At 61.3% G+C, this 21,137-nt stretch carries 18 protein-coding genes; 10 read left to right on the top strand and 8 right to left on the bottom strand.

Annotated features, from left to right (window positions below; genetic code table 11):
* The first annotated feature begins 28 nt into the window (after positions 1-28).
* The 3 genes from ABD937_RS20310 to ABD937_RS20300 all read left to right on the top strand — a co-directional run bounded on the left by ABD937_RS20310 (position 29) and on the right by ABD937_RS20300 (position 4,947).
* A complete protein-coding gene (locus ABD937_RS20310) occupies positions 29-2,884 on the top strand; it encodes a type I restriction endonuclease subunit R (RefSeq protein WP_345257764.1) in 2,856 nt (951 codons plus the stop codon).
* Between the two features lie 187 nt (positions 2,885-3,071).
* Positions 3,072-3,368, top strand: coding sequence for an RNA recognition motif domain-containing protein (locus tag ABD937_RS20305; protein ID WP_345257762.1), 297 nt, complete (start codon positions 3,072-3,074; stop codon positions 3,366-3,368).
* 364 nt (positions 3,369-3,732) lie between these two features.
* Positions 3,733-4,947 carry an aminopeptidase gene (locus tag ABD937_RS20300; RefSeq protein ID WP_345257761.1) on the top strand — a complete coding sequence of 405 codons (1,215 nt, stop codon included), beginning with the start codon at positions 3,733-3,735 and terminating at the stop codon, positions 4,945-4,947.
* Between the two features lie 524 nt (positions 4,948-5,471).
* On the opposite strand, the gene ABD937_RS20295 is transcribed toward ABD937_RS20300, so the two are convergent.
* Positions 5,472-7,067: a PQQ-dependent sugar dehydrogenase gene (locus ABD937_RS20295; RefSeq protein WP_345257760.1), complete on the bottom strand. Its 1,596-nt coding sequence runs from the start codon at positions 7,065-7,067 to the stop codon at positions 5,472-5,474.
* A 511-nt stretch (positions 7,068-7,578) separates the two neighbouring features.
* Positions 7,579-7,767, bottom strand: a complete 189-nt coding sequence (locus ABD937_RS20290) for a hypothetical protein (RefSeq protein WP_345257758.1) — start codon at positions 7,765-7,767, stop codon at positions 7,579-7,581.
* Positions 7,768-8,211: 444 nt separating this feature from the next.
* Between ABD937_RS20290 and ABD937_RS20285 the strand changes: the two genes are divergently transcribed.
* Entirely contained in the window at positions 8,212-8,730 is a 519-nt protein-coding gene (locus ABD937_RS20285) for a hypothetical protein (protein ID WP_345257757.1), read from the top strand.
* Between the two features lie 468 nt (positions 8,731-9,198).
* On the opposite strand, the gene ABD937_RS20280 is transcribed toward ABD937_RS20285, so the two are convergent.
* The 5 genes from ABD937_RS20280 to ABD937_RS20260 form a co-directional block, all read right to left on the bottom strand.
* On the bottom strand, positions 9,199-10,491 hold the full coding sequence (locus ABD937_RS20280; protein ID WP_345257756.1) for an aminopeptidase P N-terminal domain-containing protein: 1,293 nt from the start codon (positions 10,489-10,491) through the stop codon (positions 9,199-9,201).
* A gap of 240 nt (positions 10,492-10,731) precedes the next feature.
* Positions 10,732-11,139: a DUF1622 domain-containing protein gene (locus ABD937_RS20275; protein ID WP_345257754.1), complete on the bottom strand. Its 408-nt coding sequence runs from the start codon at positions 11,137-11,139 to the stop codon at positions 10,732-10,734.
* A gap of 216 nt (positions 11,140-11,355) precedes the next feature.
* Positions 11,356-11,760, bottom strand: coding sequence for a response regulator (locus ABD937_RS20270; RefSeq protein WP_345257753.1), 405 nt, complete (start codon positions 11,758-11,760; stop codon positions 11,356-11,358).
* Between the two features lie 213 nt (positions 11,761-11,973).
* Positions 11,974-12,666, bottom strand: coding sequence for a LytR/AlgR family response regulator transcription factor (locus tag ABD937_RS20265; protein ID WP_345257752.1), 693 nt, complete (start codon positions 12,664-12,666; stop codon positions 11,974-11,976).
* Positions 12,659-13,708: a sensor histidine kinase gene (locus ABD937_RS20260; RefSeq protein ID WP_345257750.1), complete on the bottom strand. Its 1,050-nt coding sequence runs from the start codon at positions 13,706-13,708 to the stop codon at positions 12,659-12,661. Before ABD937_RS20260 ends, ABD937_RS20265 begins: the two co-directional genes overlap by 8 nt.
* Positions 13,709-13,931: 223 nt before the next feature.
* Between ABD937_RS20260 and ABD937_RS20255 the strand changes: the two genes are divergently transcribed.
* Positions 13,932-15,257, top strand: a complete 1,326-nt coding sequence (locus ABD937_RS20255; protein ID WP_345257749.1) for a vanadium-dependent haloperoxidase — start codon at positions 13,932-13,934, stop codon at positions 15,255-15,257.
* Between the two features lie 25 nt (positions 15,258-15,282).
* Here the strand turns inward: ABD937_RS20255 and ABD937_RS20250 are convergent, their stop codons facing one another.
* Entirely contained in the window at positions 15,283-15,525 is a 243-nt protein-coding gene (locus tag ABD937_RS20250; RefSeq protein WP_345257748.1) for a hypothetical protein, read from the bottom strand.
* A gap of 14 nt (positions 15,526-15,539) precedes the next feature.
* On the opposite strand from ABD937_RS20250, the gene ABD937_RS20245 reads away from it, so the two are divergent.
* From ABD937_RS20245 to ABD937_RS20225, 5 genes are all read left to right on the top strand, one after another.
* Positions 15,540-17,219 (top strand): alpha-amylase family glycosyl hydrolase, encoded by a 1,680-nt coding sequence (locus ABD937_RS20245; RefSeq protein ID WP_345257746.1) that lies wholly within the window; start codon positions 15,540-15,542, stop codon positions 17,217-17,219.
* 127 nt (positions 17,220-17,346) lie between these two features.
* Positions 17,347-17,679 carry a DUF2946 family protein gene (locus ABD937_RS20240; RefSeq protein ID WP_345257745.1) on the top strand — a complete coding sequence of 111 codons (333 nt, stop codon included), beginning with the start codon at positions 17,347-17,349 and terminating at the stop codon, positions 17,677-17,679.
* 80 nt (positions 17,680-17,759) lie between these two features.
* Positions 17,760-18,185 carry a MerC domain-containing protein gene (locus ABD937_RS20235; RefSeq protein ID WP_345257744.1) on the top strand — a complete coding sequence of 142 codons (426 nt, stop codon included), beginning with the start codon at positions 17,760-17,762 and terminating at the stop codon, positions 18,183-18,185.
* The gene (locus tag ABD937_RS20230; protein ID WP_345257743.1) at positions 18,182-20,527 is read left to right on the top strand and encodes a TonB-dependent receptor; all 2,346 of its coding nucleotides are present in this window, start codon (positions 18,182-18,184) and stop codon (positions 20,525-20,527) included. The genes ABD937_RS20235 and ABD937_RS20230 overlap by 4 nt, the downstream gene beginning before the upstream one ends.
* Positions 20,524-21,090 (top strand): hypothetical protein, encoded by a 567-nt coding sequence (locus tag ABD937_RS20225; protein ID WP_345257741.1) that lies wholly within the window; start codon positions 20,524-20,526, stop codon positions 21,088-21,090. The genes ABD937_RS20230 and ABD937_RS20225 overlap by 4 nt, the downstream gene beginning before the upstream one ends.
* Positions 21,091-21,137: the final 47 nt, after the last annotated feature.

The following is a 21,137-nucleotide window of genomic DNA, read 5'->3' as shown; positions in this document are numbered from 1 at the left end:
CTTGCTCAACCATTTACGGCAGCCTCTCATGTCTAAACAACCCGAACAAATACTGGAAGAGCAACTCGTGGCGCAGCTGCAAAAGCTCGGTTACGCCCTTGCGCCGATCCGGGATGAGAAAGACCTGCTCGCCAACTTGAAATTGCAGCTGGAAGCGCATAATGGCATCCGGTTCACTACAACGGAGTTCGAACGGGTATTGAACATCCTGAGTAAGGGCTCCGTTTTCGAGAAGGCGAAGACGCTCCGCGAGAAGCAGCATATCCAGCGCGACAACGGCGATAACCTTTATTTCGAGTTCATCAGCGTGGAGCACTGGTGCCAGAACCGCTTCCAGGTCACCCACCAGGTAAGCGTGGAGGGCAAATACAAGAACCGCTACGATGTGACCCTGCTGATCAATGGCCTGCCTCTCGTGCAGATCGAGTTGAAGCGGAAGGGCCTCGAGCTGAAGGAAGCCTTCAACCAAGTGAATCGGTATCAACGGCATTCGTTCGGCGAAGGGGCGGCGCTGTTCCAATACGTGCAGGTGTTCGTTATTTCCAACGGCGTCAACACGAAGTACTATGCCAACAACAAGCACCAGAGCTTCAAGCAGACCTTTTACTGGACCGATAAGGAGAACAAGCGGCTGACTAATATCCTGAACGGGTTTACCAGCAGCTTCCTGGAACCCTGCCACATCAGCAAGATGGTCTGCAAGTACATCGTGCTGAATGAAACGCATAAGGTGCTAATGGTGCTCCGTCCCTACCAGTTCTATGCGGTAGAGGCCCTGATCGACAGGGTGCAGAACGCCCGGAAGAACGGGTACGTGTGGCATACCACGGGTTCGGGAAAAACGCTTACCTCTTTCAAGGCAAGCCAGGTGCTGATGGACCTTCCGCAGGTGAAGAAGGTGGTTTTCGTGGTCGATCGGCGAGACCTGGATTACCAGACCAGCAAGGAGTTCAACTCCTTCTGCAAGGGCTCGGTGGACGGTACCGATAATACCCGGGAGCTTGTGCGCCAGTTCGCCGGCAGCAACAAACTGATCGTCACCACCATCCAGAAGCTTAATACGGCGATCAGCAAAAGCCAGTATGCCGGCGCTATGGGTAAGCTGAAAAACGAGCGCATCGTGTTCATCTTCGACGAGTGTCATCGCAGCCAGTTCGGGGATACCCATGCCCGGATCAAAGCCTTTTTCAACGATATCCAGATGTTCGGCTTCACTGGCACGCCCATCTTTGCGGACAACGCCGTGCGCAACGAGGCCGGTAAGCGTACCACAAAGGAACTTTTTGGCGACTGCCTGCACAAATACGTGATCACCGACGCCATCCGCGACGAGAACGTGCTTAAATTCTCCATCGAATACGTGGGCCGCTATAAACGTAAAGACAGCGCTACTGAGATCGACATCGAGGTGGAGGATATCGACCGCAAGGAGCTTATGGACTCGCCGGCCCGCCTAAAGAAGATCGCTGACTACATCATTGCCAACCATAGCCGAAAAACCCATAACCGGGCGTTTACTGCCATGTTCTGCGTGAGCAGCGTGGAAACGCTCACCCGCTATTACGATCTGTTGCATAAGAAGAAGGAGGAAGGGGTGCACAACCTGCGCGTCGCTACCATTTTCAGCTATGCCGCCAACGAGGAGGACGCTGACGCCAACGGCTTCCTGCCCGAGGAGCTTTCCATAGCAGAGGAAGCACGGGTGCTCTATGGTCTTAACGCCCACAGCTGCGATAAGCTGGAGACCTACATCGGGCATTATAACGAAACCTTCGGCACTAGCTTTACCACCAAGGACAGCGAGAGTTTCTACAGCTATTACAATGATATCTCGCGTCAGGTCAAGTCGGGCAAGATCGACATCCTGCTGGTCGTGAACATGTTTTTGACTGGCTTCGACAGCCCGGGCCTGAATACGCTTTACGTCGACAAGAACCTTAAGTACCACGGACTCATACAAGCCTTTTCGCGCACGAACCGTATCCTGAACGAGCAGAAGTCGCAGGGGAACATCATTGCGTTCCGCAACCTGAAGAACGCAACCGACGAAGCCATCACCCTTTTTAGCAACAAGGACGCTGTTGAGGTGGTGGTGATGAAACCTTTTGAGGACTACGTAGCGAAGTTCAACGAGGCGTTTGAGAAGTTGCAGCTTATCGCACCTACTGTGGATAGTGTAAACGACCTGGAAACTGAGAACGATGAATTGGCGTTCGTGCAGGCCTTCCGTGACCTTGTGCGCGTCAAAAACATACTGGCTTCTTTTGCCGACTTCAGCTGGGACCGCGTGGAAATGGACGAGCAGCTTTTTGAAGACTACAAAAGCAAGTACCTCGACCTGTACGACAAGGTGCGCACCGATCACCAGAAGGAGAAAGTATCGATCCTCGATGACGTAGATTTCGAATTGGAGTTGATCCACCGCGACGAAATCAACGTCGCTTATATTATTCAGCTTTTGATCAGGTTGAAGGCTTCTGCGCAGAAGGATACAGCAAAGGCGGAAAAAGAAATCTTCAATCTTTTGGGCAGCGAAGCCACGCTTCGGAGCAAACGCGAACTGATCGAAAAGTTTATCATCGAGAATCTGCCGGTTGTGGAGGATGCAGACGAAGTGACTGATGCATTTGATTCTTTCTGGAGCACTGAGCAGCAAAAAGCCTTTGATACATTGGTAAAGGAAGAGGCATTGTCAGCGGAGCGTACCCAGGCGCTGATTGAGAACTACTTGTATGCTGATCAAAAGCCACTGCGGGATGAAGTACTTGATTTGCTGGAGGGAGAAAAGCCGTCTGTATTATCGAGGAAGAAAATAGGAGAGCGGATCTTGGAACGAATCATTGGATTTGTGGATACGTTTATCAACGGCATGGCTACAAATTGACCATATTCATCCTCTGAGACCCCTTTACCAAACATTTCTCATTTACTACCAACTCTTATCCCTATCTTCACCCCGTTATTTGAGCCTCGCATTAGTGATCGATCTCTATTCTGCTTCTACTGCACCTTAGTTAGCCTTCTACTTCTTGCTGTTCTCAAGCATTTTTTACCTTATCAATTTTAAGAACATGAACATTTATGTTTCCAACCTGAGCTTCAACGTGCAGGATGAAGATCTCAGAGAATTTTTTGCTCCCTATGGCGAAGTGACTTCCGCCAAAATCATCAACGACCGCGAATCCGGCCGCTCCCGTGGCTTCGGCTTCGTAGAGATGTCCGACAGCGCGGCTGCCCAGAAGGCGATCGCCGAGCTGAACAATGCCGAAGTCGAAGGCCGCACCATCCGCGTGATGGAAGCGAAGCCGAAGGAAGACCGTCCCGCCCGCAACTTCAGCGGTGGTGGTGGTTACAACAACCGTTATTAATCCAACGTGTTATCCATAGATAGCCCCGGCAGTTTTGCCGGGGCTTTTTTTGCTGCACTCCTGGTGAATGGCTGCAGTGGGTCGTTCTTGCCCGTTTGCAGGGCTTCCTACCCGCGGCAGGCCCTCCGCGTAACGGGGGAGATTGCTTCGTCGGTCCCTTGCCTGCGGCAGGGACACTCCTCGCAATGACGAGTACTCCGCGTGCGCCACATTTCCTGCGTCTTTGCGCCTTCGCGCCTTGGCGTGAAACCCGCGTCGTACTATAGGAACTGCCAGGCGCTTGCGCCGGGTTGCCCGTATCACTCACTACCCACGCAAAACTCCGAGCCTGCCCAGGGAGTACCTTCGCCGCAAACCCCTCCCCATGCAACTCCCGCAAGAGCTCCTCGATAAATACGCCCAGGTAATGGTCCGCTATGCCCTCAACCACGGCAAGGGCATGGCCCCCGGCGATACCGTCTTTCTCGTCGGCCAGGAAATCACCCGCGACCTCTTCCTCGCCCTCGGCCGCGAAGTGTACGCCGCCGGCGGCAACCTCATCACCCATTATTCCCCCAACAACACCCAGGCCGACTCCCTCGCGCGCTTCCTGCTGCAGCACGGCTCCGACGGGCAGGTGGGCTTCTTCGCCGAACCCTACTGGCGCGGCATCGTGGAGGCCACCGACCACATCCTCTTCATCGTGTCGGAGCCCGACGTGCACTACCTCGAGGGCATCCCCGCCGCGCGCATCTCGAAGATGATGAGCGCCCGCGCACCCTATATGAAGATGCGCGAGGAGAAGGAGCACGCCGGCAAGCTGTCGTGGACCCTCTGCCTCTACGGCACCGAGTCGATGGCCAAAGAAGCGGGCCTCTCGCTCGAAGCCTACTGGGAGCAGATCATCGAGGCCTGCTACCTGCGGGAGGAAGACCCCGTAGCGCGCTGGCGGCAGGTGCAGGCCGAGATCGAGTCGATCAAGGACAAGCTCGACGCCCTCGAAATCGAAAGCCTCCACCTCACCGGCGCCGACCTCGACCTCATCGTGCGCATCGGCGACAACCGCAAGTGGCTCTCCGGAGGCGGCAAGAACATCCCGAGCTTCGAGATCTTCACCTCGCCCGACTGGCGCGGCACCCAGGGGTGGATCCGCTTCAACCAGCCCCTGTATTATTCCGGTAAGCGCATCGCGGGCATCGAGCTCCGATTTGAAAACGGCCTCGTGGTGTCGGCCACCGCTACCGAGAACGAGGAAGCACTCAAAGAGATGATCGCGCAGGAGAACGCCGACAAGGCCGGCGAGTTCTCGCTCACCGACCGCCGCCACTCGCGCATCACCCGCTTCATGGCCACCACCCTCTACGACGAGAACATGGGCGGCGCCTTCGGCAACACGCATATCGCCCTCGGCAACGCGTACAAAGACACCTTCCCCGGCGACCCGTCCACCGTTTCCGAAGAGCAGTGGGCCGCGATGGGCTACAACGCCTGTCCTAAGGTGCATACCGATATCATCAGCACGTCGGACCGCACGGTGACGGCTACGTTGAAAGATGGGACGCAGCGGGTGATCTATAAAGACGGGCAGTTCGAGGTTTGAGGTGAGAGGTTTGAGGTGAGAGGTTTGAGGTGTTGAGGTGGAGTACTTGAGCATTTGAGTACATGAGTACTTGAGTACGCGAGGAGGAGGGAAGGAACGTAGCCCCGAAGCTTCGGGGTTTCAGGATTTATATGATTGGCGCGGATGCTGCCTTGTGCGCATTGGCATAGTTACGAGTGTTGCTTCCGGAGGCATCCGTATTTGTACAAAGCGGATATGATTTGGAGGTAGGATTGGGATATGATGCGTTGGCGACTTTGACGATGATGGCCGTGCATGTGCAAGAGAGGTATGCGTTTCTGTCAGGTATATACTGACATTCGCGAAACAACGCAAGCCTTATTCTTTAGGCAGGTGCTGCGTAGTGCTTGGTTTTTCGATCACTCCGCGTAACGTTGGAGATGGTCCCGAGGCTTCGGGACGCTGCGCTCGCAATGATCTTTACGTGCACGCGCAGTGGCCAAACAGTTTGATAGAACAAAGCCGGACCAACAGGTCCGGCTTTGTTATCTAGTAGGTACTCCTCATTTCCCGTTCGCCTTCGGCGGCATATAGGTGAGGTTGGCGGGCGGTCCCGACGCGGCGCTACCGGCTTTGCGGATGCGCCAGATGACGCCGGTGCCGGGCGTGGGTACCGGGAAGGGGCCTGCGCCGGCCCGTGCGAAGCCGATGGCGCCGATGTCGACCACGTAGAGGGTGCTTCCGTCGGGGGAGAACTTCGCCTGCACCGGGTGGCGCGGACCGGCCGTCTGCACGAACTCGCTGCCGGCGGGGCCGGGACGCAGGTTGCTGAGGAAGGGCTGCGCGTCTTTGGTGGCGGGGTCGATGCGGATCACGGTGTACCCGTTGCGGTTGGAGTCGCCGGTGAGCGGTGTGCCCGAGCCGAACTCGGCGAGGAATAGGTGGCCCTTGTAACCGAAGGCGTCGCTCTTGCTGAAGTCGAACTTGGTGGCGGCGGCGTTTTTCGGCCGCGACAGCCAGGGCCCCTCCACCGCCGGGTGCTCCTGCAACAGGAATTTGATCTTCTTGCCGCGCTCCGAGCGGAACCGCGGGTCGGTGAGCGGTACGCCACCGGAGTAGTCGGGCCAGCCGTACCAGCCGTTGGGCACCACCTGGAAGATGTGGTCGGGCGCGTTGGCCACCGGGCGGCTGCCGCGGTCGTCGTATCCGTTGTCGGTCACATAAAGCTTGCCGTCGGGGCCCCAGAGCACGCCGTAGGGGTTGCGGAGCCCCGACGCATATATCTCGAGGCCGCTGCCGTCGTCGTTCATGCGCAGGATGGTGCCGCTGGCCTTCACCTGTGCTTTCACGGTGCGTGCCTTTTCGCCGAAGGGCTGGAAGGCGCGGGTGCGTACGAGCATCGAGGTGCTTTTGTTACGGGCGAAGACGCTGGCCACGGCGTAGGTGACGTCGCGCATAAAGCCCACGAGGTAGCCCTGGCGGGCCAGCACGTTGTTGGGCTGCGGGGTGAGGTAGCTTGTGCGGCGGAGGCGCAGGTCCTTCGCCGGCACATCGTACACGTCGGGGTGGAGCAGCAGCCATACGTAGGGATAGGCATTGTCGAGGCCCACCACGCCCGAGTTGGTGGCGGTGCCCTGGCCGAAATAGATCTTGCCGTCGGGGCCCACGGCCATCTGGTTGTTGTAGTGGTCGCCGTGGCTCGGCAGCCCGGTCACGAGGTCGCGCACGGCGCCGCTGGTCTCTACGAGGGAGATCTTTCCGCGGTGCGATACATAGAGCCGGCCCTTGTGCCAGAGGATGTCGGTGACGGGCCCCTGCAGGCCGTCGGCATAGCGGGTGATGGCCCCGGCGGGGCTGATGCGGAGCACCTGTGCCGGCGCGTAGGGATCGCCGTAGACATAACCGGCTTCGGCCACGTAGATGTTGCCCGCGTCGTCGAACTCGATGCTGCTGGGCCAGATGAGGTCCTTCATGAATACCTCGGCCGTGTAGCCGGCGGGCACCCCGGCGGCCGCGGCGTCGGGCGGCGGCACGGGCGGGATCTCTTTCGGGTAGATGCCGGTAGGGAAGGAGGTCTTGCGCAGGGCACAGGAGGAGAGTGCCAACAGCAGGAGGAGTGCCAGGGACAGGGAGGCGGGTCGGGTACCGTTGAAGGGCATGGCCAGGGTTTTTGGGTGAGGGACCGTTGATCCGTAGATCTACGGTCAGTCGGAAAGCTCAGGAATGTGGGGGTGCGTTTGCGGGCATAGGGCAAGGGTTGATGCCTGTAGCGCGTGGGGAAGGGTAAAAAAATTGTGCCCGTTAGGTTGTCCGTTGCCGTGAATCCATTCGCTTGCGGCGGAGCTGATGCGGTGGAGGAGCGCTGCGTGGAAGTGTTGCCGTGCGGGCGACTGTCCGTATTAAACGAGTGGGGCGGAGGAAGGGAGCCATTGTTTTTGCGAGCCCTGTATTCTGCAGGAGTAAACTCCGCGCAGTACAGTCATTGCGAGCGCAGCAATCTCCACAACCTGCGAAAAGTTTCTGCAGCTACGGCTTTAGGATCACTACGCGTAACGGAGGAGATTGTCCCGAAGCTTCGGCACGCTGCGCTCGCAATAACCTGCGCTAAACGGCGTGCGCTTCTTTTAAACTTAAATGATCAATAGTAGGGATGGTAGCGTGGCAGCGCCCTCAGACCTCGAACTCGTTGATGACCTTGCCGCCGAAGTAATTCATGGCATGGGCGACGAGCTCCCTGGAGCAGAGGCAGGTGATGGAGAGGTTGGCGATATCGATGGTGGTGACCTGCCCCGACACAAGGCTGCGGAACCTGGAGAAATCCTGGGGCGTCTGGAATTGCAGGGTAACCTTGGTCGGCATTGGCGGCAAGGTAAGATTAAAATGGGATTAGAGCCGGGTTGAATCGTGAGCGGGTGAGCGGGTGAGCGGGTGAGCGGGTGAGCGGGTGAGCGGGTGAGCGGGTGAGCGGGTGAGCGGGTGAGCGGGTGAGCGGGTGAGCGGGTGAGCGGGTGAGCGGGAAGATGAACTGAGGAAGATACAACAAGGCCAGCCGCGATCACTCCGCGAAACGCAGAAGATTGCTTGGCGAAGTTTATCCCGCAGAAGTCGGACTCGCAATGACTTCCGCTCTTTAAGCGACCCCTTACTAATAGACCAATAAACCAATAGACCAATAGACCAATAGACCAATAGACCAATAAACGAATAAACCAATTACCACTTCAGCCGGCCCTTGCCGCAATTGGTACAGGCTTCCCTTGCCGAGGCGCTTCCGGATGCCGCTCTTTGTAGAAACACGGATGCATGAACCAGGCGCTGATCGACAATACGCTGCTCTCGCTGGCCTGCCTGTGCGCCCTCGCCATCACCTGGACCACGAAGCGGCGCCGCGCGGGCAACCTGCCTTCCTTCCTGCTGCTCTTTGCCGCGCTGGTGGTCTTCCTCAACATGTGGGCGCACTGTATCGCCGTGGCCCTCGTGAACTGGAACCGCTACCGCTCGGGCATCTTCTACTACACCTTCGCTTTTTACGGACAGCTCCTGCTCGGCGTGGTGGCGATCCTGGTCAGCGGGTTCAACATCCACCATGTGCGCCGGCACATCAAGGGACTGCCCCGGCAGCGCCCCGTCCTGTATGGGCTCAACGCGGCCACGGCGGCGCTCTTCCTTCCGGTGATCCCACTCAACCCCATCGGCGCGCTCCCCGTGCTGGCAGCTGTGCTCTCCACCGGCACGCTCGTCTTCGCCAAGGTGACACCACGGCAAGCGCCGGTAGCCACAGCAAAGCCCGCGCTGCGATCCGAAGCCAGTCGACCCGTATAACTACAAAGGGAGCCGTTCGGCTCCCTTTGTCCATGTGTTTGGTCCTGCCTGCGGCAGGACGCCTCGAAGCTTTGGCGGCACGGAGATACGGTAACTGCTTTCTCAAATCTTATCGCCGCAAGCGGCTAGCTCTTCTCAAAGCGGCACGTGGGTTTCTCGCGGAGATCCAAAAACGCAGGGAACGCAAATCAACTTTCCTGACTGCGACAGGATCGATCACGAAGATCGGCGGAAGACCGTACGACGGGAGCCTTCGCAACGACTTGCGGCGCGGGAGCCGCTGCTAACGGCCGCTTGCGGCCGTCGCTTTGCGCTCTTGAAAAAAAGCCGCTGCCTGCCGGAGGCGTCGCTACCGTTATTCGGAGTCTTCCCACTATAAACAACTCGTTGCCGCGAACCGGTAAATTTCTTCGCGCCTTCGCGTTAAGAAGATGCCCTTTTCTACCACACTGCCTTCAATCTAAGTCCTCAGAACGCGCTGCTCTTCGGCACGCCGATCGTGAGGTTGTCGTTGCCTCCGGCGGTGATGAGGATGTTATCCTCGATCCGAACGCCGCCGATGCCGGCCCATTTGGCGGCCTCGTTCCAGTTGATGTCGTCGCGGAAGCGGGCGCGTACTTCGGCATTGTCGAGCAGGGCGGGAATAAAGTAGCAACCCGGCTCCACGGTGATGCAATGGCCTTCCTCGAGGTCGATGTCGACGCGGAGGCGGGCGCCGGCATAGGTCTTCGGCTGCAGGTTGTCGGCATGCCCGGCGTCGCGCACGCGCAGCCCCACGAGGTGACCGAGGCCGTGCGGGAAGAAGACGGAGGTGGCTTCCCTGGCCACGAGCTCCGCGGGGTCGCCCTTCATGATGCCGAGGCTCACGAGCCCGCCTGCGATGACGCGGGCCGCATGCAGGTGCACTTCGCGCCAGGGCACGCCGGGCTTCGACATCCCGATGCACTCGGCATGCGCCTGCTGCACGATGCGGTAGAGGTCCTTGTGCTGTTGCGACACGGGCTCCGACGAGGGGAACATCCGCGTGATGTCGACACAATAATCATAGATGGCGGCGCCGGCATCCACCAGCACGAACTCGCCTTCGCCGATGACGCGCTCCGTGGGCAGGGCGTGCAGGATGGCGGAGTTGGGGCCCGCGCCCACGATGCACTCGTAAGGAGCAGCATGTGCCCCCTGGATCAGCAGCTCGCCTTCATAGGCCGCCTGCAGGTGCCGCTCGGTGAGGCCGGGGCGTAGTATTTCCTGGATCCTCGCATAGCCCGCACCGGCAATGCCGGCGAGCTGGCGGAGGAGGCGCACTTCGGCCGCGTCCTTCTTGCGGCGGGCGCGGTCGAGCGATGTGCGGAGGGCGAAGGCTTTTCCCTCCACCGGCCCGGCGATCTGTCCGAGTGCGTATACGGCCGAGAAATGACTGGCGGCGAGGGCGCTTTCGAAAGACTCGAGCGGCTTGCCCGGACCTTCCACCAAGAGGTCGGTTCGGGGTCCTTCCCATACGGCCTCGTCGGGGCCTACCGACTTCTGGAACTCGACCCAGCCACCGTCGCGGCTGTAGAGCAGCACCTCGCTTTCGCGGCGGCGGCCGGTAAGCCAGAAGTAGGCGGGGTGGGGGAGGAACGGATAGGTCTGGTCGAGGCCGCCGGGCTTGCCGATGGGGTCGCCGGAGTAGACGAGCACCGCCTCGCCGGGCGCGAGCTGCTCGTTCCAGGCCGCTGCGAGGCGGTCGCGGCGGGCCTGTATGTCTTGCTGGGTGAAGTACATGGGTGCGCTTTTGATGGAGGCCAAAGTACGGGAAATCCAGGGCGGGGAAATTCAGAAATCAAAAGTCAAAATTCAAAAAGGTGCTGAGCGGTCCTGCTTTTTATGGAGCTGTACTTTCCGGCGGTGCGGCTGCCGCGCATCCTTCTTAATCGTACAGCGCATCTTACCGGGAAGCCTGTGGGCTGCTTGTTCCGCAACCACGACGTACTATATCTGCGTCGATCGTATCAATCATATAAATCAGCGTTCCTTCTCTCGCCGGTCGCGTTCTCCTGGCTGCCCCGGTCCGTCCCGCATTCCTACGGGATGTTTCGCGCCATCCTGCCCGCCCTGCTTCAGCTCGCGCTCGAGGAAGTAGTTGAGGGCCGTGCGCAGTACAGCGATGGCGGCGAGCTTGCCGATATCGTCCCAGGTGGGCGCGATGGCCGTGGCCAGGATGTCGGCGGCCAGCAGCAGCTCCAGCGCCAGCGTCAGCGCCGAGCCAAAGTGGATGCGGATGGCCTGGTTGGTCATTCCCTCGTTGGGGTGAAAGAGGTGCCGGCCGTAGCGGAGCAGGAACTTCAGCAGGGCCACCGCGATCACGAGCGCCGCCAGGATCTCGACGGCGCCGGCAAGGAGGTGGGTGAGGGTCTTTGCGAAATGATCCATGGTATTTTTTGATTCGAAGCTTTCCTCGAAGGGTGGTGAGGGGGTGAGCAAGTCAGCGGGTGAGCGGGTGAGCAAGTGAGCGGGTGAGCAAGTGAGAAGAAGGGCCTAGTTAGTTACAGAAAGGCCGGAAACGTCCTCTATACTCATTACTAATAGACCAATAGACCTATTCGGAGTGACCGCATCGTAAGCGACCCCGGTCACCCGCTCACCCGCTCACGATTCCTGCCGGCAGCGGCATACCTGCAGCAGCTTGCGGGCAAGGGTGCGGAGGGCATCGTATTCGACGGGCTTTGTCAGCATCTCCACGCCGAACTTGTCGCAGAACATCCGGTCGAGGGGCGAGTTGGAGGTGGTGAAGACGATGATGGGGAGGTTGCTGAACCGGTCGTTGCCGCGCAGGCGCGCGAGCGTATCCCGGCCGCTGAGGCCCGGCATGTTCATGTCGAGCACCATGAGGCAGGGGAAGTCGGGGTGACCCTCTTTCCGCTCGAGGTAATCCACCGCCTCCTGTCCGCTGTGCACGGGAACAACGGTCGCCTCTTCCGAAACATCGCGCACCGCCTCGCAAAACAGCTCAAGGTCATCCTTATCGTCGTCTACCCAAAGAATCTGGTGCATGAGCAAAGATGCCGGCATTTCTGCAGGGCCGGCAGGGGAGTGCTACTAATTTCGCACCAAGCCCGGCAGGTAAGTCAAAAGTCAAAAGTCGAAATTCAAAAGGCTGACGCCGGCTGGCTAACACGTGCAGTTTAAAGAAGAGCTTTCGGGATGGGAGTTATTGGCTTTTGAATTTTGACTTCGGCAGGCTGGTCATGCCAGGGGAGGGAACAATCAAAGTCCGCCGAGGCGGTCGCGGTAGCCACGGCCCACGGGGAGGCGCTGGCCGCCCACTTCCACCTCGTCGGCCGTATAGGCATCTATCCGCGCAAGGGACACGATGAAGGAGCGATGGATCCGACGGAATTGCTCCGGGGGCAGCAGGGCCTCGATGTCGTGCGTGCCCATTTTGGAAAGCAGGACTCCCCTGCTGGTCACGATGCGGATATACTCGCGCTGGCTTTCGATATAGAGGATGTCGGCGAACATCAGCTTCACCTTTTTTTTCTGCACGGTGAGGTACACATGGTCTTTCGGGGAAGCGGCAGCCGGTACCAGCTCCTTTTCCTCCACCCCGCCGCGCACCTTGTTCACCGCCACCAGGAAGCGCTCAAAACCGAAGGGCTTCAGGAGGTAGTCGGTAACGTTGAGTTCGAATCCTTCCACCGCATATTGGTGGTAGGCCGTGGTCACGATCACTGCCGGAGGCTCCGCAAGCGTGCGCAGGAAAGCCATGCCCTTGAGCTTCGGCAGGTGGATGTCGAGGAAGAGCAGGTCCACACGGTGGGTGCGCAGGTACTCGGTGGCGAGCAGCGCATCACGGAAGGAGGCGCACAGCTCCAGGAAGGGTACGTCGGCGATATAGTCGGCCAGCACCCGGGCAGCAAGCGGCTCGTCTTCCACGATGATGCAGGCGATCTTAGACATGGCTGGCAAGGTTGATGGTGAGCGTGGCGGTGAAGGTATCGGTGCCGCGTTGCACCTGCAGGTGGTGGTCGGTGAACAGGAGCTCGAGCTGGCGCCGCAGGTTGGCGAGGCCGATGTTCTCGGTGACAGGGCCAGCGGGCGCATCGGCCGAGTTCTTCACGATGAAGGTGAGCAGGCGTCCCTTTACGGAAAGATGAATGTCGACGAAGGGATGGCCGCGCGTTTCGGAGGCGCCGTGCTTGAAGGCATTCTCCACGAGCGGCATCAGCAGCAGCGGCGGTACGGCCTGTTGCGGGTACTCCACGTCGTGGTGCAACGACACCCGTAGCGAGTCGTCGTAGCGGAGGCGCTCGAGCGCGATGTAGTCGTTGATGACCTGCAGCTCCTGCTCGAGGGCGATGTGCGCGCCACCGGTTTCATAGAGCATGAAGCGCAGGATCTTCGAGAGCCGCAGGATCGACTCGGGCGCCAGGTCCGACTTGAGCCGTGCCAGCGAGTAGATGTTGTTGAGCGTGTTGAAGAGGAAGTGCGGGTTTGTCTGGGCCTTCAGGTAATTGAGCTCGGCCTCCTGCTTTTCGATGCGCAGCTGCTGGGCGGTGCGCTGGAGCTTCAGGTGGTCGTGTATGTGCACTATGATCCCGTAAAAGGCCACGGAGAAGAAGGAGAACGAAGTCTGGAAGCGCACGCCTGCCATGTGCGATTTGAATTTCATCACCTCCGTATAGATACCGATCGCCACCCCGATGCTGCGCCAGGCATAGATGCCAAAAGACAGGAGCATGGAGATTGCCCAGATGGCGAGCAGCGCCAGTAGGATCTTCAGCGGGAGAAACATCCGCCGCTTACGGAACCAGGGCACAAGGTGCTCGAAGAGCGTGTAGTGGAGGGTGAGGAGAAAGGCCGCGCGCCACAGCTCATTGGGAATGAAGGGAAGGAAGATACCCGGGTTCGTCATGGCGTCGATAAAGAGCCACAGCCCGATCCAGGCCCCCGTGATGCGGAGGTACAGGCGGAGGCGTTGGCGGGAGACAGCAGCGGGCATGCGTCCAATTTCGGGAAAACTTTTCCGATAGCGCCAGCACCGGCCGGGAAAAGGAGCGGAGGTCAACGAACAGCGCTTGTTCGTCAACGAACGACCGCCTTCGCGCCCCTCCTGTGCGGGCCGTTGCCGCATCCGTGTCGTTGGTTGACGATGTTGCGTCGTCTGTTGACGGGGCGCATCGCAGACGCGTCGCTGCGGGTACACTTGCAGAAAATCACTGCATATGAAAAAGAATCTCCTGCTCCTGCTCCTTCTTGCCGGCCTCCAGGCATCCGCCCAGGTAGAACCCACCGCCGGCACCTGGAAAACCTGGTTCCTTCCCTCGGCCCGCGCCTTGCGGCTTCCGGCTCCCCCGACGGGTACACGCGAGATCGACACCGTGCTGGCTGCCCAGCGCGCCCTCGATGCAGAGGGGTACCAACAGGTGCAGTACTGGACGGCCGGCGCGCCTAACTTCCGGTGGCATTCACTCCTCGGCAAGCTCTGGACCACCGACACGGGCAGCCGGGGCGTGCTGGCGCAGATGCTGCTCGCCACCTCCATCTACGACGCCACCATCGCCGCCTGGGATTCGAAGTATGCCCACCGCCGCCCGCGCCCCTTCAGCGCCGACCGGCGCATCCGTGTACTCGGCCCCCGGCCCGAAAGCCCGTCGTGGCCCTGCGAGCATTCGGTGGCGGCTGGTGCCGCTGTGGCCATTTTCGCGCGCTTCTACCCGCAGCTCGCCGATTCGGTGGAGCGCATGGCTGCCCGCAGCCTCGCCGCCCGCATCGCCTCGGGCACGGCCTTCCCTTCCGACACCCGCGCCGGCTTCGCCCTCGGCAAGCGCGTGGCCGAGGAAGCCATCGCCCGCACCGCGGGCTACCTGCCCGCCGGCGGCTGGGATGGTCAGCGGCCTGCCGGCCCCGGCGTCTGGAACGGGAAGTGGCCCATGCTGGTAATGGCTGCGAAGGCGCGCCCCGTGGTGCTCGACAGCGCAAGCCAGCTGCGCCCCGGTCCGCCGCCCGACTTCGCGAAGGATATGGCGGAGCTCCGCAGCTACAAGCAAAGCTTTCGCTCGCGGGCCAATGCCTTTTACTATGCTACCCAGAACTTCACCGACGAGCTGCTGCACCAGAAGCTGTTCGAGTACAACCTGCTGCTGAACCCGCCGCGCGCGGCCCGTATTTATGCGGCTACGGCGGTTGCTACTTACGATACCTTCATCGCCTGCTGGGACGCGAAGTATGCCTATTGGGGGATGCGCCCTGAACAATATGATACTACCTACCAGCCCCTCATGCCGGCGCCTCCGTTCCCGGGCTACCCGTCGGGGCATGCGGCGATGGGCGGGATGGTGAGCGGCCTGTACAGCTACTTCTTCCCCGCCGAGAAGGCGCTGTTCGAAAAGAAGGCGAAGGACGGTGCCGAGTCGCGCTTCCAGGCGGGCATCCACTTCCGGACCGATAACGAGGCCGGCCTGGAGCTGGGCCGTCGGGTGGCGGATGCCGTGCTGCGCCGGGTGCAGGCCGATGGCGCGGATCGTACACCGCTTTGGGCCGGCAGGTAGAAATACGGAATTCAAAAGTCAAAAGTCAAAAGCGCCGCTTTAATCCACGGTGTCCTACAGGTAGCGCCCGTTTGTGTATCGACGCTATATTGGTTGCCGCACGTTCCAAACCGGCAGTTTCGGGTTTCGTTGCCGGTTGTTGCTGAACGCGCAGCGCTGGTACCTGCCGGCCGCGCTTGCGCTTTTGACTTTCGACTTTTGCTTTGCGGCTTCCGGCTTTTGAATTTTGACGTTTGGCCAACAGGCAATCGCCGATCTTTGCTGACATTCTAAAACGTACCCGTGAGCAAACACTTCCTCTTCGCCCTCTCCCTCAGCCTGCTTTTCGGCTGTAGCAAGCCTGCCAATGATGCGGGTACCCCTCCGCCGTCTACGGCTTCGGTAGCTGCCCTCAATTGCGCCTCGGCCACCCTCAGCAGCACGGCCACGGCAGGGGTTGCCTTTACGGCCACCGGCACGCTTCCGTATTCCGGCGGCAATGCCGCTTCCTACGGACCCGGCGTGGCCGTCGCGTCAACCGGCGTCACCGGCCTCAGCGCTACGCTGCAGGGCGGCACGCTCGTGAGCGGCAGCGGAGCGCTCACCTACACCATCACGGGCACCCCCGCATCCGAAGGGGTCGCGCAATTCTCCGTCAGCTTCGGCGGCCAATCCTGCTCCTTTTCGCTGACCGTAGGCGCCGACGGCAACTTCACCCAGTACGGCACGCCCTTCGCCGGCGTTCCCGACCGCCCCGACGCGGCCATCTACCAGGTCAATATGCGCGCCTTCAGCGGCCCGGGCTCCTTCTCGGCCGTCACCGCCCGCCTCGACTCCATCAAGGCCCTCGGCATCAACGTCATCTACCTCATGCCCATCTACCCGGTGGGTGTACACCGCGGGGTGAACTCGCCCTATGCCGTGCGCGATTACCGCGCCGTGAACCCCGAGTTCGGCAGCCTCGCCGACCTGCGTACCCTCGTAGACGGCGCCCATAGCCGCGGCATGAGCGTCATCCTCGACTGGGTAGCCAACCACACGGCCTGGGATCATCCCTGGCTGGCGCAGCATACCGACTGGTACCAGACCGATAACACCGGCGTCATCATCCACCCGCCCGGCACCAACTGGACCGACGTGGCGCAGCTCAATTTCAACAGTGCCGCCATGCGCGTGGCCATGATCCGGAGCATGAAGTACTGGGTGTATACGGCCAATATCGACGGCTTCCGCTTCGACTACTCCGACGGCCCGCCGGCTTCGTTCTGGCGCCAGGCCGTGGATTCGCTGCGCGCCATCACCACGCACAAGCTGATCCTCCTGGCCGAGGGCGACCGTGCCGACCACTACAGCGCCGGCTTCGACTACACCTTCGGCTTCAACTTCTACGGAAGGCTCCGCAACATCTTCAGCGGCGGCGCCGTGGGCAGCGGCCTCGACGCCGTGAATGCCACCGAGTACCAGGGCGCCACGGCCGACCAGCAGGTGGTGCGCTACACGAGCAACCACGACATCAACGGCTCCGACGGCACGCCGCTCGAGCTCTTCGGCGGACAGGCCGGGTCGATGGCCGCCTTCGTGGTAGCCGCCTATATGAAAGGCGTGCCCATGGTCTACAACGGCCAGGAAGTAGGACTGCCCTACCGGCTCACCTTCCCCTTCACCGGCCAGGATATCGACTGGACGCTGAACCCGCTGCTGAAAGAGGAATACAAGCGGATCCTCAGCTACCGCGCAGCCAGTGCGGCCCTGCGCCGCGGTGCGCTCACGAACTACAGCAACAGCAATATAGCGGCCTTTACCCGGGTGCTCGGTGCTGAGCGGGTATTCGTGGTGGCAAACCTGCGCAACAGCGCCCAGGTGCTCAACCTGCCCGCGGAGCTGCAAAACAGTACGTGGACCAACGCGATGACCGGCGCGTCGCTCTCGCTGACCACGCAGGTGCCGCTGATGGCCTATGGGTACCTGGTGCTCCGGAATTAAAGACGTCTCTGAAACAATAACCGCCCCGCCTGGATCTCCACAGAAACAGGCGGGGCGTTTTGTTGTCCGGACCAAAAAGTTTTGTTACTATGTTGCATTTATTGGTTCCCGTCTTATCTTCGGGGTAGTGAACGCACGAAAGACCATATCCCTGCAGTTCGTCAGCGCCCTGGTGCTGCTGTTGGTTTTTCTGTGCACACAGGGCGCGCGGGCGCTGCACGGGCACGAGCGCGGCCGGTCTGTTGCCCTCAGCACAGCGGCCGTGCAACTGTCTGCCGATGAGGCCGATTGCCCCTTGTGCGACCAGTTGGCTGCAAACGAAAGCTCCTTCCTTCCTGCCGTTGCTACCCATGACCTTCCGGAGCCGCTCCGCCCCTCCTTTGCAGCAGCGCTGCCGCTCCGCCTGCATTCTTCCATCGGCCCCGTCGCCTCCGACCGGGGACCACCGGCGCTTTCCTGATCGCCTTTTTTGACGTACTACCGTCCCTCCCCTGCAGGTGCTTCCGCACCGGTATTCCCTTCGCCCTTTAACTCCAATTGATGCATCCTGTTTCTCCGCAGGCGTCCGCGTACCGGGCGCTGGCCGACCGCATCGGCATGTTCGCCTCGGCGCTCTGCCTCGTGCATTGCGTGCTGCTGCCCCTCGCCCTCGTTTTTCTCCCGTTCCTGACCTTGAACCCGCGCGCCGACGCCTGGATCGAAGGCAGCACCCTCCTGCTGTCGGCCATCGCGGGCACCGTGGCCATCGGCCGCGGCTACCGGCGGCACGGGCACCGCTCCGCGGCGGGCCTGTTTGGTGTCGGCCTCGGGCTGTGCGTGCTCGCCGGGTGGAGCCGGCATGAGGGCGTGGAGATCGCCGGCAAGGCCCTCGGGGCATTACTGCTGATCATGGCCCACCTGCATAACAGCCGGCTTGCGCAGCGCGCCCTGCCCGTCGTCCGGTCAACCCAACCCCATTCCCTATGAAGCACCTACTGTACGTTTTCCTCCTCCTTGGCGCCGGTAGTTCTACGGTGCGGGCCCAATCCTGTACGTTCCGGCTCTCCGGGCATGTGCACAGTTCCGCCGACCACAGCAACCTTCCGGGCGCCACGGTGCTGCTCGACGGCCGGCCGCTGACGCTCGTCACCGACGCCAACGGCGACTTCCGGTTCGACTCGCTTTGTGCCGGCACCTATACCCTGCTGCTCTCGCATACCTCCTACGATACCGTGCAGCGCACCATTGTGCTGGACAAGCCGCTGCACCTCGACATCGATTTGAAGCCCGGCGAAGGGCTCCTGCGCGAAGTGCGCATCCTGGCGCAGCGGCCCGGCATCCCGACGCCTCCGCAGCTCTCGGGGCGCGCGCTCGAGGCGGCGCAGGGCCGCTCGCTCGGCGAGGCGCTGTCGCGCATCAACGGCGTTACGCTCCTGCAAACGGGCAACTCGGTGACGAAGCCCGTGGTGCACGGCCTCCACAGCAGCCGCCTGCTCGTGATCAACAACGGCGTGCGGCAGGAAGGGCAGCAGTGGGGCAACGAGCATGCGCCCGAGATCGACCCCTTCATCGCCGGCAAGCTCTCGCTCGTGCAGGGCGTGGAGGAGCTGCGCTACGGCTCCGACGCCATCGGCGGCGCCGTGCTGGTGGAGCCGCGCCCGCTGCGCGCCGCCACGGGCACCGCGGCCGAAGCCACCCTCGGCTACTCCTCCAACGACCGGCAATACCTCGCTTCGGCAGTAGTGGAAGGGCGCCCGCAGCAGCTGTCCGACTTCAGCTGGCGCCTGCAGGGCACCGGCAGGAGAGGGGCCAACTTGACCACGCCGCACTACCGCCTCAACAACACGGCGCTCGCGGAGCTGAACGGGTCGGCCACGGCCGCCTTGCAGCGCGAGCACTTCCGCACCGAGCTGTACTACAGCCGCTTTCATACGCGCATCGGCCTCTTCACGGCAGCGCATACCGGCAACTTCAACGACTTCAACAACGCCATCGCCGCGGAGCGCCCCGACCCCACCTTCACCGGTCAGGACTCCTACACCATCGGCCGTCCAAGGCAGGAGGTGACGCACGACCTCCTGAAGTCGCGCACCGGCTTCGACGCGGGCAACCATAAGTTTACGGTGCTGCTGGCGGCGCAATACAACCGCCGCGCCGAATATGACATCGTGCGCAGCGCCGCCACGAAGGGCGCGCAGCTCGACCTTCGACTGCTTACCTTGTCGCAGGAGATCACCTGGGAGCATCCGCGCAGCGCGCGGCTCAGCGGCTCCGTGGGCCTTGCCGCACAGCAGCAGGAGAACCGCTACAGCGGTCGCTACCTGATCCCGAATTATACGGGACGGACCTTCGGCGCCTGGGCCTTCGAGAAATGGCAGAAGGATGCCTGGGAGCTGCAGGCCGGCCTCCGCTTCGACCACAAGACCATCGATACCCGCCGCATCGAGGCCGGCAGCCGCGTGCTGACCAACTACGGCTTCGACTTCTCGACGCTGGCCGCCGCCGGGCATGCCGGCTACCGCATCCTTCCCGGCTGGCGCGTGCAAGCAGCCGCCTCGATGGCCACGCGCGCGCCGCAGGTCAACGAGCTGCTGGCCAACGGCGTCCACCAGGGCACGGCGACCTTCGAGGTGGGCGACATCCACCTGAAGCCGGAGCGCTCGCTGCGCTTCTCGCTCAACCAGCACTATGACAGTCGCAGCAAAAAGCTGTCGGTGGACATAACGGCCTACCACAACCGGATCGACAATTTCATCTATGCCGAGCCGCGGCCCGAAGACCCGGTGTATACGATCCGTGGCATCTACCGGAAGGTGGCGTATACCGCTACCGACGCCCGCCTGCAGGGCGTGGATGCCGCCGTAGAAGTACGGCCCCTCGACCCGCTTGCGCTGACGACCCGCTATGCGCTGCTGCGTGCCCGCGACCTGCGTGCTAACGACTGGATCATCGGCATGCCTTCGGACCGCCTCAGCCAGGAAGTGGCCTGGACCCTGAAAGAGGGCGCACGCTTCTCGGATACGCGTCTTGCCCTGGAGCTGCAGCACGTATGGGAGCAGACCCGCGTGCCCGGCGAGGCCGCCGGCCCCCGCGATTACAAGGCGCCGCCGCCCGGCTACACGCTGTTGCATGCCGACCTGTCGACCACGGTCCGGGCCGGTCGCTATCCCATAACGATAGGGCTTACCGGAAGAAACCTGCTCAACACGGTATACCGCGACTACCTCAATGCGTTCCGCTACTTCACCGACGAGATGGGCCGCAACCTGAGCCTGCGGATCAAGATCTCCCTGCAACCCAAATCCTCACATAAAACGGTACAACCATGAAACAACGATTCCTGAAATTCGGGCTGCTCGCCTTCGGCGCAGCTGCCCTCACGCTCGCCTCCTGCAAGAAGGACAACGACGACGGCGAAACGAACGACGAAGAGGTGATCACCACGCTGGAGCTCACCTTCACCCCGCAGGGCGGCGGCACGGCGCTCACCTTCGATTACGACGATCCGGATGGTCCCGGCGGCAGCAACCCTACCACCGATGCCATCTCGCTCGCGCCCAATACCACCTACAATGTGTCGGCTCGGATCCTCAACAAGCTGGCGAACCCGGATGAGGACCTGACGGGCGAAGTGGAAGAAGAGAGCGAAGCACACCGCTTTTACTATGTGCCGGCGGGTAATGTAACCGTCACGAACCTCGACACCGATGGCGCGGGGCTGCCCCTCGGCCTTGCCAGCACCTGGACCACCGGCGCCGCCGGCGCCGCCACCGTGCAGGTAACGCTGCGGCACTACCCCGGCAACCCGCCCAACAAAGCCGCCAACGATCCCGTGAACAGTCCGAAGTCGGCCACCGACATCGAGGCCAGCTTCCCCGTCACGATCCAATAAGTTTTTTGTGTGTGTATCAAACACCGGTTGCGGGCCCTTGTCGTGGG

The sequence above is a fragment of the Flaviaestuariibacter amylovorans genome (assembly GCF_039541815.1).
GTDB lineage: Bacteria > Bacteroidota > Bacteroidia > Chitinophagales > Chitinophagaceae > Flavisolibacter > Flavisolibacter amylovorans.
Note: the sequence above shows the minus strand (reverse complement) of the source record. Positions and strands in the feature narration are given on the sequence as shown.